This window comes from Treponema vincentii (assembly GCF_010365865.1).
In the GTDB taxonomy this organism is placed as follows: Bacteria; Spirochaetota; Spirochaetia; order Treponematales; family Treponemataceae; genus Treponema.
The window spans coordinates 185414-199172 of record NZ_CP048020.1 but is presented as its reverse complement, the minus strand read 5'-3'; the positions used below and the strand labels follow the sequence as shown (position 1 = coordinate 199172).

Genomic DNA, 13759 nt, shown 5'->3' with positions numbered 1-13759 from the left:
GTCTTTCACTCAGTTCTATATATCCAGATATTGAACCCAAGACTCCATTTGCAATATCCCACGGAGTCTCTAGCGCTCTCCCATCCGGGTCAGTATACTTCACCGGATTATTCCCCGCGTAGTGGTACAGGTGCATATTGACTATGTTGTATACCCCACCCATGCCGGGTAAGTTCTCGTTGTGCTTCTTCGCCTCGTCGTCTATCGGGGCTTTGGGTATGTAATCGCTTAATGCAGGGTCTCCACTCAACCACCTACTGTACTTCGGGTCAAGGTAGCGCGCACCGTAGTAGTACAAGCCCGTCTCTTCGTCCATCTCCTTTCCTGTGAACCGGAAGGGCAGCTTGTCTAAGCCTGCGGCTACTTCCTCTATCCACAGTTCTCCGTATGGCGTGTACTCGATATGCTCATACTGCTTCCCTCTCCAGTCGGTTACGAATTGCGCGCTGCCTAAGTGGTCTGAGTGGTAGTAGTAGCGCTTCTCGCGTTGTTCTGCATTGTCTCCGTTGTTATCGGTATGGGTCATTGCCGTAACAAGACGGCTGTTACCCACAAAGATGTGCTTATGCACTCGCAAGCCTTGCGGGTTATTCTTATCCTGCACGGGGATGTGTATCGTGTAGAAGTTGTTGAAGTAGAGCGTTTCAGAACGTCCTTCTTCCGTATACTTGAGCGCTCTTTGTCCATCCTCACCGTAGCGGTAGTGTACGGTGTAGCTGCGGTCGCTCGATTTAGTGAGTAAGTTCTTCTCGTTCCACGTGTAGTTACGCCGGTACGCGAATAGGTTCTCCGGATGACTCTCTTCCGTCTCTTTCGGGGCGTCAAGGCCGAAGCCGTAGTCAGTGCCGTAGACGTCGGTGTCAGGGTCATAGCTGTAGGTAAAGACAAACTCCTCGTCCTCGGTAAACGGCCCGTCTTTTTCTGCCGTAATGTTACCGTTCGCGTCATAGCGGTAGTAGCGGTTTCCTGCATGAATTAAACGGTGTGCGTAGGCCGGGTCGTATTCGTAGGTGAGGTCGTAGTCAAGCTCGGCTTTCGGGTAGGCGGGCGTTGCCGCGGGCGCCGGGGAGGTTCGTGGTACTCATCTTCTTTGTCATGTTCCCGATGCCGTCAAAGGCGAAGTCTTGCTTATATTTTGCAACATTGACCGGCGTACTTCCAAAGCTCTTTATCGCCTTGTACTGGTTGCTCGTGCCCTCTACCCCGATAAGCTGGTAGAGGTTGTCGTAGGTGTAACTCTGGCTCGTCTCGTACACGCTCGCGTCATTCGCATAGCCTAAGACGTTTCCGACCTTATCAAAGCGATAGCTTATCTTTTGGAAGATTTCATCGGTTTGTTTATTTCTCGTCTCAATGTCTTTTAACCACCGGCGTTTATCGTCGTAGCGGTAGCGGGTCTCAACTCCATTGCCGTACTTGATGTAGACTCTCTGGCCGTGCTCGTCATAGACAATCGTGTCGATGTAACTGTAGGTTTCAGAGCCTTTTATCGTGTTCTTGACACCGCTCACTCCTTTCAGCTGTCCGCCTTTGTCGTAGGTGTAGGTAATAGTTTCCCCGTCGGGGTAGTGCATGGTCTGCATACGGCCGAGGTAGTCCGAGCAATAGGTGAAGGTCGCCGTTTCCGGCTTACTGAGTACCTCATAGCGCTTAATCGTTCGTGTCTCTTCTACGACTTCGCTTAACTTCCCGTACTTGTAGCGTATCTCTCCGCTCTCATCTTTTTTATGGACTATCTCGCCTGCACCAACTTGGCCGGGCACTCCGTAGGTGTATTCAACATCTTCGCTAAACGGGTAGTCTATCTTTACGAGCCGGTCAAAACCGTCGTAGTGGTACTGTATCTCGCTCATCTTTGCACGCAGCACAGAATCCGTCTCCGCTTCAAGAAGGCCTTTACGGTCGTACCGCCACTCCTTACGGCCGGTGTCTTTACTTTCTAGGGCTACTCTTCGGCCGAGCAGGTCGTATGTTACCGAGACAATATTTTCATTGGCGTCGTATGCGCGAAGCATCTCTCCCAATACCGAATATTCATAGCGGCCTTTGGTGAGGATGTTATCTGCCTTGTCTCTTCGTTCTACTTCCGTGATGTTTCCGCGCGCGTCTTTCTTTGTAACGCTCTTATTCTCAAGCGGGTCGGTTGCGATTGTTATCTGTAAACCGTCTTCTATCGCGTACTCATTTTTTTGCTCGCTTCCGTCGGGTAACAATGTATTGATTACCCTGTCGATGCCGTCGTAGGTGTACGCGGTTTCGTTTCGCAGCGCTGTAAAATCGTTTGTTTCATAGAACTGCTCGACGCTTGCGTAAGAAGCTTTACTTGCAAGCTCAGCCGGTAAATCGCCTGCGTAGAAGAAGGGCATTCCTTCTTTTATCTTTCTTCCCGCCTCATCGTAGTGTGTCGCTCCCGAAATATTCCAGCCGACATTTGTTTCTCCGGCGGTTCCTTCTCGGTAGACTTCTCCTTCTTTCGCCGTGTAGAGGGCGCGGCCTAAGCCGTCATGCATGACTATCGTTTTCATCACGGCCGTGTCGGCCGCTTCGGTGGTAAGCTTATTTGCCGTTACCGTGTACCAGAAAGAAGATGAAGGGGTATGGTATTCGTACTTTGCGTAGGGCACTTTTGCCGGATCATCATACGGGCTTCGCACTTCAATGACCCGCCCGAAGCCGTCGTACCGATACTTCATGGTGTTACCCGCGCTATCGGTTTCTTCAAGTTTTACCCCTAAGGCGCTATCCCAAAGGAGCGTGCTTTCGTATGGCGTCCCACCTTTGCTTCCTTCTTCCGTTATTTTGGTGACATATATCCCGTCTTGGTATCGGTAGCGCACCTTCTTTCCGGTGGGGCTCGTGAGCGTTTTGATATTTCCGCTTTCATCCCACTCTATCGTATAGGTAAGGAGTGTGTTATTGCCCGTGTATTGTTTTACTTCCGTTATCGCGCCCGTTTGGCTATCGTAGCGTCCTTCTCGCTTCCTCAACAGCCTGCCGCTCTTACCATCCAACACTTCGATGCGCTCCGGGTGTGCTTTAAAGTAGCGCCGCTCATCGCCGCTGTCCCAATAGCGTATGCGGGCAATAATATCGTCGTTGGGATTACTCACGTCTCCCTTATCTTCTAAGCTCGTAACATTGCCGTACCGATCATAGCGATAATCGCTTTCCGTTTGTATCGACCGGTATCCTTCCCGTATGGTGTTCCACTCTCGCTTTACCCGTGCGTGAGGGACTTCATCCGTTTCATACTCTTTTATCGAATAAACGGTTCCTTGAGCGCTGACCGTCTCTTTTTTAACCATCCCTTTGCGGTAATAGGCATCGATGTAGTATTCTGTTTCGGTCGTCTTTCCCGTTCCCGTTACCGCACGTACTGTCTTAAACCCATAGAACTCTTTTGCTTTGCGGTCATAGTAGCCGTCTTTGTAGCTATAGGTTGTGCGGTACGATTGTATGTTGCCGCTCTTACTCTGTAGCCCTGAGTTCATCGTTACACTGCTTAACACATACTTACTCTGCGGCAGCTCCCGTGTGTTCCCTACTCTTTGGTACTCTATCTCATAGCTGCCACCGGTCGGTAGGTGTATCGTTTTTAATAGTCCTACTTTCCCTAACTTGTTCCGCTGTACATAAAGCTTATTCGCCCCTCCGATGTTGAACACTCGGTCGGCGAGGCCGTCTCCGTCTACGTCAAAGAGGCGTAAGCTCACCTCACTTTCGCTATAGGTTCCGCTCGCTCCACCTGAAAAGTTACAAATGATATTAATCCCTGCCCATACCGGAAACCCCACCTGTCCTGAAAGACTTCCGGACACGCCCACGCTCCGGCTCGTGTTAAACTCCAGTGCTTTCGGTATCTGTAACAACTTTTCTATTTCCGCTGTTCCAAAACTTTTATTCATGCCACCCGGTCGGTACGGCACTTGGATACGTTCTGATGTCCCTACCAGTCGGCTCAGCGCCCCATTGTAATAATCTTTATACTCCGCCCCTTCAAGATTCCGTACTTCAATTGTCTTTTCTTTTCCGTCGAATCCTGCTCCGCGATTCAATTTGACAGCATAGCTGCCGTCCTCTTGTACGCGCAAAAAGGTCGGGCAGCCCGTCTCCGTTGATGTCGGTTATAAGGGTTTCCGTGGCCGTCTGACTGATGTTCACGTTGACCCCGATGTTTCCTCCTCCGTAACTAGCCAATGGCTGGCCCGATAGCCAATCCTATCCCGAAGTTTCCTCCTCCGCTTTTGACCGTTCCGCTTGAAATGTTCGCTTCGCTCCATTTCCCGGCCGCTTTAAACGCTTCTCCGATATTCAGCTTCGCTCCTGCTATCGTCTGGTAGTCGGGTAAACCATCGCCGTTTATGTCTACTAAGCCGCTGCTCTGATACTGATTGCCGTGTGAATAATTGCCTCCCACACTCGCGCTTACTCCGTACGGTGTCGAACCTGCCGGTTCTACTGATATATCCTTTATGCTCCCAATCACTGTTCGTACGGTCTGCGTCCCTCCCGACAGTCCCAGTCCTGCTCCGTACACCGTCGAGTTATTGCTGTTCATGCTTAAGCCCCCTCCTCCGAGGTATCCCGGTCGGCTAAAGACTCCTTCACCGCTACCGTACTGTACGCTCAATCCTCCTGAACTTGTTTTTAAAATATCAGGGTAGCCGTCCCCGTCGATGTCCTGATAGCCTTGTATCTGTTTACTTTCTCCGGTGTTACCCCCTAAGCTCCCATTGAAGTTAAGCGCATGCGCACCGACGTTCGTGTCATAGCTTTCACTCTCATTCGCAGAAAGTGCAAAGCCTTTGCCTCCTTTCACCCACGGCAGATTCCGGTATGCCCCGCCGGTTATTCGGCTTGAGTGCAGCACCTCATCATCGATATACGCGGCATAGTAATGTATGACGCTTGCCATCTGTCCGTCTGCATCAAAGCCGTTTTCACTCGTGCCTACAACCGCTCCGACAAGGCTTTTATCGCTAAATATACGTCCGCTTCCCTCATCCTTCTTCGGCGCTTCGCCGGGCGAGTCCTGTTTGCCGCTTTCTTCCACATACTTCCCATACGTCTGTACCGCGCTATATCCGCCCAGAGTGCCTTTTGCTATCTCTGTACGTACCTTATCTTTTACCGCCTCGCCGCTTGGCGCTTTCGATGTTTTCGCATCTGCCTGTTTTTTTAGTTCCTGCTGTTCCTTATCAACTTTTTTTGCTCCTTCATTCCCAATTTTTCCTCCATACTCCTTCTCATATTCATTCGGTGCAAACAGGGCTTGCACACTGAAGCGCTGTTGCCCCCACCTCGAATAAAGTCCGTAGTACCACCGGTTTGCCCCGCCGTACATCTGCTCATACCGGCCGAACCCTGCTATCCCTTCTTTCCCTTCATACTTTCCAATCCGATAGTTCTCATTCCCTCGGTACTCTTGTATCCCTTCCCATGTTGTGACAACCTTCCCCCCCCTTGTATCTTCACCACTTCTATCTGTCCGCCTTGCACCTCATAAAGGCTCTCACGCGGATACGCTATACACGCTCCGACCCTTTCGTAATAATAGCTTTCGACATACGCTAAAAACTCCTGCACTTCTTCTTTTTCAAGATGCTCTTTCGTCGTCCGGTATTCGCCTCTTACCTTATCATATGTGTAAAGTACGGAAAATCATACATTTCACTTTCATACCGCTTTAGCTTCTTTTCCAATCGCGCAACTTTCGCTTCTCCTATCCCGCTCTTTATTTGATACTCATCCCCTATCGCTTCAAAATATTCTTCCCCGATTTCTTTCCTCTCTTCCGCAGTGAATATTCCAATCTCTCGTATCTTTCTTTCCCCTACTCCAGCACATTGTTCTTCGATAATGACTTTCCCTTCTCTCCGCGCTTCTTTCAACGCTTTTACTATCTCTTTTTTATCCTCTTCTGCGGCGCCCTCTTTCAAATGCCACTCGTTCCCCGACTTTTCATACAGTGTCCCGATACGAACCGTCTGGGAGCCTTTAATAATTGTCCTATCCTTTATCTTCTCGTATACCTTTTCGCTTATTCTTTCTACTCGATTGATCCGGTATTCCACATCCTTCTCAACTCTATCATTCGCTCCCTTCTCGTACTCCTCTTCACTGATAACCTTGCCGAGCGTTCTCCCCGCAAGCTCAATCGAAAATTCATACCCCTTTTTACTCCGCCCCGCTACTATTGCCTTGACGTTATTTCCCTCTTTTGTTACCACTGCCCCTTCTTTTCTTCTTCCCTGCTCATACAGAACAAGCTCCTCTCCCTCTTTATCAAACCGGTACGTCTTTCCGTTGATGAGCCCTACTTCTACTCCCTTTTCATTCTCGTAGCCACGCTCACCCTTTTCCCGCTCGCTGTTCACTTTTAACGTAAGCCTATCTCGGTAGTATGCCTTTCCATCCCCGTCATACAGCGGGTACCTTACGCTTCCGTCAACGTTTTTATATCCTGCCGCTTCTTTTTTGTTCGCCCTCACTCATCCTTTTGATGATATCGCTGTACAGCGTACTCCCGAACCCATCCCCTGTGTAAATATATTCTTCAAACCCCGCATCGTACTGTACGCTCTTTTTTACCTTTTGCTTTTCATCATCTGTGCCGATTCTGCTAAATACCTTCTCAAACGTCTCCTTTGCTATCTCACTTCCGACGTATGTGTAGTATCCTTTTTCCAGTATCCTCTATCGCTTGCTCACTCAGCTCTCTTCGATAATCAGTTTTTAGCTGCCAATACCTATCCCGATTCCCATCTTCATCTGCCTCTCCTTCCTCTTCCGTGTAAAGCGAGGCTAATTCTCTATCAGGCTCCTCATTCAGCCTCCCCGGCAGCTGATACGCTATATGTGCTCCCAGTAATTCATCTCGCTTGTACTTCAGGTACCGTATCCGTATCCCAGCCTTGATGCTCTCCCCTATCTCCGCTTTATCATCCGTCTCAGTCGCAAAATAGATATACTCGCCTCTCCTAATCGCTTCCGTAAACACATACTGTTTCTTCTCCGTGCATTCCCCGATCTTCACTCCTTCTTTATTCGTCCCCTTCCACACGCTTAACTGTCCTCTCCCTTTCTCTTGTATCTCTACTCCTATCTCTATCTCCCCGCTTACCTCACTCCGCCACGCTTGTACCCCTTCCTGAAAGTAATGCCCTTTTTCCGCTTCCTTCTTCTCGGCTTCACTTATCCCGATCCCCGCTTTCTCCGCTCCCTGTAAACCGACTCCTCCTTTAAAGCCTCTTCCCCTATCGTTTTCGTAGTATCTTCCGTTCGACACAAAATCCACATACCCGTCTCGGTTTACATCCGTAAATTCACTTCTACTTTCTCCGCGGCTCCACTGCTTCGTTAACCCCATCCCCGCTCCGACACCGGCCCCGCTGATATCTAACTTCCCTCCGACACTCCAGTTCCAATCCTCATTCTCACTTAAATAAAGCCCCTTTAATGCCTTCCCATCAAAGTACTCAGCCTTCTCATATCCTATCTTTCCGTCGCTCTGCTTTTTCCCTTCATATATCCTTATTTCCCCTTTCTTCCACCCACAATATCCGCTATCCCGTCTCCAGTTACATCCACAAAATTCCGCTTACTGTGCCCCCTTCCGCTTCCCGCTGACGCCGTTATCCCGCCGGATATCGACACGCTGTCTATAAAGTTTACTCCCGCTCCTCCGCTGCCGCTTCCCCCTCCGCTTATGTGCACGCTTTCCGCAATGCTTCCGCTTCTCCCAGCCTTCCGTCTCCGAGACACAAAGTTTCCGCTCTTATCCTTCTCCGCCTGCTCATACTCAAACCTGTACGCATACCCTTCCGCTTCTCCTTCCCCTTTCACTTCTATCTTTTTAAGAAGGCTCTCTCCCATCTCATTTTCACCCGCCTCATTTCCTACTTCCTTATCTTCTCTATATTCAAAGCCGTATCTCCTCACTATCCGCCCGCCGACGCTCATCTCTATGCTCGCTATCCGCTTACTCTCTTTCCGCACGTACTTTCCCCGTCCGTCTATCCGCGTATCTCCTCTTCCTTCATACGCTATCGTTACCTTTCGATCTCTCTCTTTCCCGTATACAATCTCCTCAAGGATAACTTCTTCTCCGTCCGCTCCGTTTTCTTTCTTGTACACATACTTCACCTCGTTTCCGAAGCTGTCGCTCTCCCTATCCAAATAATAAATATATTTTGCTCCTTCTCCTTTGCCGCTCCACCTTTCTTTCCCGTATATCTTTACCCGTCCGTCTTTTCCCGTTACTTCAAAATAATTTTCACTTACTCCTCTCCCTTCGACCCAGCCGTTTGCTATCCGCTCGTACTGCTGCTCCTTCTCCTTTCTCCATACGCCCCCTTCGTACTTCACGCGGCTCCCTTCTACCAAGTACGTGTCCTTCCTGTCATATGCCGGTAGCCCGAACCTCGTGTCGATGCTGATGCTTTCTATTCCTCCTAAACTCCATCCCTTCCCTATAAGCCCCCACCCGCTCCCGCTCGAATAGCTCACCGAGAGAGCAGGCGCCATCCCTTTCACTCCTTCCGGTACTTTGAGCTTTATCCCAAACGATGCGCTTCCTTCACTTCCTCCTTTCAGTCCTTCTATTCCCTCTATCCCCCCTGCCGCATCCGCCGCTTTTAACTCCTTGATGCTGTTTAAGTTCACCCGCACCGGCTCGGGGCTCTCCGGTAAGCTCAATGTCCCGTTGATCATATCCGTAAAATGATCCGTATACGATTCGATCCGCTTCCCTTCCTCATCAACTCTCTTTCGCTCTAATGCAACCCACCGCTTCTCTTTCTCATCATAGTAGTATGTATAAATCCCCTGCGCGTCTTCCCCTTCTATCCGCGCATCGTACTCAAGCGAGAGTTCGCACGCTCTTTTAAACTTCATCCCCTTAGGTAAAAACCGCCACCCGCCAAACCCTGCCGTGACGTTCTTTACTTCTCCTCCCTCTGCTACTTCATACAGCCGGCTAATCGTTATCTCGACTTCCGCTTCCACCGCTCCTTCGGGGATGCTAAAGCGTACTCCTTCCGCCTCTAACACTCCTCCCTCTTGCCCGATAACCTTTTGCGCCACAACCGTACTCGCTTCTCTCTTCACGCCGCGCGCCCCTTCTCTCCGCCCTTGTCCGTACACACCGCCGGGCGCTATCACCGTAAAAAGGTAGACCGTAAATACTGCTTTCTTCACTATCCCTGCCAAGGCTTCTTTTATTCTTTTCATCTGCTTCTCCCTTCTGTTCAGCCTACCGTACCGCCTCGTACTCTATCCACACGCACTCGCTCGGAAATTTATCCTTCGCTGATGTTACTGCTATTACTCCCGCTTCTCCTTCCCCTAAGGCATACTCATCCGCATTGTTAATCGTGTAGTCTGCTTTTCCTTCACACCCTTCGTCATTAAAGTATATCTGTATCGCCTTTCCGGCTTTCTTTACGCTGATGCTATTCGACACCCCATAGCCCTTTGCCAACCGTTCGCTCACTTTTTTCCATGCTATATGCTCATATTTCCCGTTCACTGCATAGCCTACCGAGTATCTTCCGTCCGTATGTATCAGTACAACGAGCATCCGGTACTGCTTCTGTCCTACCTCTGTCTTGGTACTGTAGCATACAAGCCCGTATCCGGCTTCGCTTGCTCCTTCTTTCTTTACGACCCGTATGCACGGTTTCTGTTTATCTATCTCTGTCCCGAAAAATTTCCATAAAGTGTATCCCCTCACGCTCCAATATTTTGTGTCTCTCACCTTAAATATAATCTTCCCGTCGGCTCCTTTAGTAAACAATATGTCTTCAGAGGGTTTGCTCTCATCTTCCTTTTCTTCTATCTCTTTCCCTTCGTCAAGCGGGTTATCTCCGTCGGCGCCTCCCGGGCTGTACTGATTAACACAGCCTGTCAATAATCCGAGGCACAACAACAAAGTAATAATCTTGTTTGTCTTTTTCATAGTTACTCCTATAAAATTTTCCGATGCTTTTCAGTTCGCTTCTTCTTCTACATACTTCTTATACAGCCGCATCAGTCGCTCGCTCTTTTTCTCTTTTTTCTCTTTCTCCCGATGCAGATACGGCACAATGTAAATAACCATCTCCGTCACCGTTTCCGCCCCACTTGTATCTTTAAATAACATTCCCGCTATCGGTATATCGCCGAGTCCCGGTACTTTTTTTTCACTCGAATTTCTTTCCGCTTGCAACAAACCGCCGATAATAATCGGCGTACCCGATTGCGTCCTCACCTTTGTCTTTACAATCTTCTCCGACGTCGGCGGCAGTACCCCGCTTGTTACTCCCCCCGATCCCTGCTTCGACACTTGCGCATTTACTTCCATCGTTATCATTCCGTCTCCGGAAACATTCCCCTTGATATTTAGCAATAACCCAGACGTTATCTCCCTCATCGACCCATATAAAGGCTTGCCATTTGAATCGAATGTCTTATCGATATAGCGAAACGTATTCGTATTTTGGAATTTTACCTCTTCTCCCGTCAGTCCGTTCAGCGTTGTGTCCGCTAATACTCGTGCCTTATTTTCGGATAACTCAAAGCTCAACTTCGCAATAAACTGATAGCCGAATTTCGAAACAATATCAAAATTGATATTAAAGATATTACTCATCACTCCGGAAAATTCGCTCATCGGCTGTCCCTTACTCTTCTTTACTTCAAGACTCTTAGTCCAATTCATATCCTCGCTTTTCTCATACTGCACCACCAATAATTGGTACCGTATCTGCGCCTTCGGTTTATCAATCAGTTCCAGTTCTTTTAAAAACTGCTCTTTTCTCCCTTCACTCCCGTTAAAAAAAAGAATGTTCGGGTTACTCGTTACCGTTATACTTTCTTTATTCACCGACGGCGGTAAATTCCTTAACAGTTCTTCCGTCGATAGGTACTTTAGCGTTACCGCCGTTGCTTTTGGCTCCTCATCCAGTATCCGAATATACTCTTCTACTACCTTTTTCTCTTCTTCTCCGCACCGAATAACAAATCCGTTTCTGTCCGTTAATATATATATTTTGTTCTTCTTCAATCCTTCCGGTAATGCGTCGATAAATTTTTTCGCTTCAATGTATTGCAGCTCATATTTTTCGCTACTCTTTTCTTCTTCCGCTTCCTGCCCATATAAGCAAAGCGATAAAAAAAGTATGCCCAGCAAAACGACCTTTCTTTTCATCTCGCTCTTTCCCTATTCAATTGATAAAAGGCGCAAGGTATACCGATAGCATGCACCTCCCGCACTTCCGCTTACGACAATGTTCTTATCCAATGATATTTTAAACCTCAATTCCCTTTCGTAGTCCGTATCGTTTTTTATCTCAACGAAGCCATTCGTTGCAGGACGCTCCTCCTCTCCGTTGTACGGTTTCGTGATAACAAAGGGCTGGTTTGCAACATTATAGATAATCGTTATCTTCGCCTGCCTCCTCGCCGGAACTCTTATCTTATACCAGTCTTCATCCTCTAAAATCGTCCCTTCCGTCGACCGGTAATAATACACATTTGCTTGTTTATCACTTTCCAAAAGAACCGCATTCTCTTTCTTATCATTCGGCTCATACACATCTTTTACCTGTTTACTGTATATCCCCATGTAATGGGTCTTTCCTTTAAAACCTCTTTTTCCCCGCACCTTATCCAGCCGATATAAGTACCGTGTATCTTCTTTTAACACCGCATCTTCATACCTCGTCCCGTCTCCCTCATATACTTTTTCAAAATGTAACGGCTCCCTATCTTCGCTCCTCATCACAATATATCTGTCGCACCGCTCATCTTTTGCCCAACTGCACCGTATGACATTCTCTTCGCTAAATGAATCTACGTTCAGATAAAACGTATCGGGATCTCCCTGATCCCGCGCAACAATGCCGTATATACCGTTCCCGCATCCGCCATATATCACTATTGAACCTACTATTAACGCCGCTGCAACCACGCTCCGTCTCATCTTCCCTTATACTCCTTTTTAAATACTTCCACTTCCACCCCGAACGTCCCTTTATATTTTCCCATCACTTTCTTATAAAAAATACATTCAAAATCATTCTCAAACAGCAAACGCACCTTCTCATTAATTCCGTATTTATATCCAAGTCCAAAAACCATACCTACCGCTCCCGAGTGGGACACCTTGCCGTCTGCATATTTATCACTATATGAAAGAATATCAAAATCATAGAATACCCCCGTTTTCCCGTATATAGTGTGCTCATTATGAAAATTAACATACACATTCGTATATCCTGCGATATCAATGGTATGTAGGTAACTTTTTATTGCCTCTTTTCCGCTCACTGCCAAACGATAATCCGCTGCAAATCCGATCGAAAAATACATATTTATTTTCTTCCAAGAAAAAACTACGTCTTTCGGTATTACTTCAAGCCCTCCTCCAACGCTTATTGTTCCCGTAAGATATTTGAGCCAATCTTTATTCATAAATGTCCAATAGCCTATCTCCGCTTGTACATTGATTTTACTGTGCGTTTCACCTTTTTCCTCAGCCGGTAGGTAAAAAAGCTCCCGCAACTTTTCTACTACTTTCCCGCTGATATTCCTTATAAACGCTTCATATTCTGCCGCTCCGTCTTTTTCGTATACGGTATAAATATTCTTACGCCCCTCTCCGTCAAATATCCGCAGTTCTCCTTCATACGTATGCTCGCTCTTTTTTACCCATCCATAGAGCAAATACTCAATCTTTTCTTCTTTACATACTTTTAAGGCATCATAGGAAGACCTCACTGTCTTTATCTGCGCGGGTGTTTTTACTACCATCATTTCAAGCGCCCCTTTTTGTTCTTCAAGGCTCTGATAAATATCATCCTGATACCGCTCGTCTATTTCGTACCGTTCCTCACCTGCATCCACGCTTAAAATCGGCGCAATATAAACGCGCTCCCCATGCGCCGCTACCGTATGCAATACTGCAATAACACATGCCAATAAAAACGACTTACCGCCCCTCATCTACTATTCCTCGTTCCTTAAAATTCGACAGCCGAACAAAATATCAATTTTTGAGGCTGCCGAATTCGTGCGCGGTAGCGCACATGTTAATAAGCGATGTTTGCGAACGCAAACTCGCAGCGTTTTTAGACAATGCCAACTGCATTGTCTAAAATAAGCCTTCCTTTCCGATAAACGCTTCTATCTTATTAAAGCTATCTTCATTCATCCCCATCCCCCGCAGATATTCGATTTCTTTCAATAAAAACGCATAATTTTCTCTGTTCATTTCATTCGCGTAAAATAAGCTATACATCCGGTAATACCGGCTCATAAGTCGCTCCGGATCTTTTTCTACAATTTCATTATACAGTTGATATGCCGCGGCATATTTCTTTCCCTTTAAAAGCCGGTAGGCTTCTTCTTCTTTCCCTTCCAAATATGTTTCATCATACAAGAGCCGCACTCCCCTCCCGCTTTCTTTTTCTCCTGCCGGAACTTGCCCCGCCGCTCCGCGTTTTACCCGCCCCTGTGCAATCATCGTTTTCTCTATCCTGTCCAGTCGCCCGTTTATATTCGCTTCGCTTACCGCGATCGCCTCTTTTATTTCCTCTCCCTGTGCCCCAAGCGCTTTTTCCGCTGCATCTCTCCCTTGCTCTAAAGCAAGCGTCAGCATCCTTTCCATCTCTTTTTGCCTGCTTTGCACACTCACCAGTATAGCGGTATTCAAAACTAAAAGCGCAAAAGCCGACACTGCCGCAGCTTTTCTGAGGTATCCTTTTATCCGCCGCTCCAC

Annotated in this window: 10 protein-coding genes and 1 pseudogene; all 11 read right to left on the bottom strand. The window is 47.7% G+C overall.

Annotated features, from left to right (window positions below):
- Positions 1-76: 76 nt before the first annotated feature.
- Positions 77-3821, bottom strand: a pseudogene (locus GWP43_RS00855) (toxin TcdB middle/N-terminal domain-containing protein); the annotation flags it as partial.
- Between the two features lie 368 nt (positions 3822-4189).
- The gene (locus GWP43_RS00850; protein ID WP_162662053.1) at positions 4190-5344 is read right to left on the bottom strand and encodes an FG-GAP repeat domain-containing protein; all 1155 of its coding nucleotides are present in this window, start codon (positions 5342-5344) and stop codon (positions 4190-4192) included.
- Between the two features lie 23 nt (positions 5345-5367).
- Positions 5368-5586: a hypothetical protein gene (locus tag GWP43_RS00845; RefSeq protein WP_162662052.1), complete on the bottom strand. Its 219-nt coding sequence runs from the start codon at positions 5584-5586 to the stop codon at positions 5368-5370.
- Positions 5587-5630: 44 nt separating this feature from the next.
- A complete protein-coding gene (locus GWP43_RS00840) occupies positions 5631-6491 on the bottom strand; it encodes a hypothetical protein (protein WP_162662051.1) in 861 nt (286 codons plus the stop codon).
- 164 nt (positions 6492-6655) lie between these two features.
- Positions 6656-7369 carry a hypothetical protein gene (locus GWP43_RS00835; protein ID WP_162662050.1) on the bottom strand — a complete coding sequence of 238 codons (714 nt, stop codon included), beginning with the start codon at positions 7367-7369 and terminating at the stop codon, positions 6656-6658.
- Positions 7370-7533: 164 nt separating this feature from the next.
- A complete protein-coding gene (locus tag GWP43_RS00830; RefSeq protein WP_162662049.1) occupies positions 7534-9231 on the bottom strand; it encodes a SpvB/TcaC N-terminal domain-containing protein in 1698 nt (565 codons plus the stop codon).
- A gap of 22 nt (positions 9232-9253) precedes the next feature.
- The gene (locus GWP43_RS00825; RefSeq protein WP_162662048.1) at positions 9254-9958 is read right to left on the bottom strand and encodes a hypothetical protein; all 705 of its coding nucleotides are present in this window, start codon (positions 9956-9958) and stop codon (positions 9254-9256) included.
- A gap of 30 nt (positions 9959-9988) precedes the next feature.
- The gene (locus GWP43_RS00820) at positions 9989-11188 is read right to left on the bottom strand and encodes a type II secretion system protein GspD (RefSeq protein WP_162662047.1); all 1200 of its coding nucleotides are present in this window, start codon (positions 11186-11188) and stop codon (positions 9989-9991) included.
- Between the two features lie 12 nt (positions 11189-11200).
- On the bottom strand, positions 11201-11962 hold the full coding sequence (locus GWP43_RS00815; RefSeq protein WP_162662046.1) for a hypothetical protein: 762 nt from the start codon (positions 11960-11962) through the stop codon (positions 11201-11203).
- Positions 11959-12984, bottom strand: coding sequence for a hypothetical protein (locus GWP43_RS00810; RefSeq protein WP_162662045.1), 1026 nt, complete (start codon positions 12982-12984; stop codon positions 11959-11961). Before GWP43_RS00810 ends, GWP43_RS00815 begins: the two co-directional genes overlap by 4 nt.
- Positions 12985-13132: 148 nt before the next feature.
- Complete coding sequence (locus GWP43_RS00805; RefSeq protein WP_162662044.1) at positions 13133-13759, bottom strand: hypothetical protein; 627 nt, start codon at positions 13757-13759, stop codon at positions 13133-13135.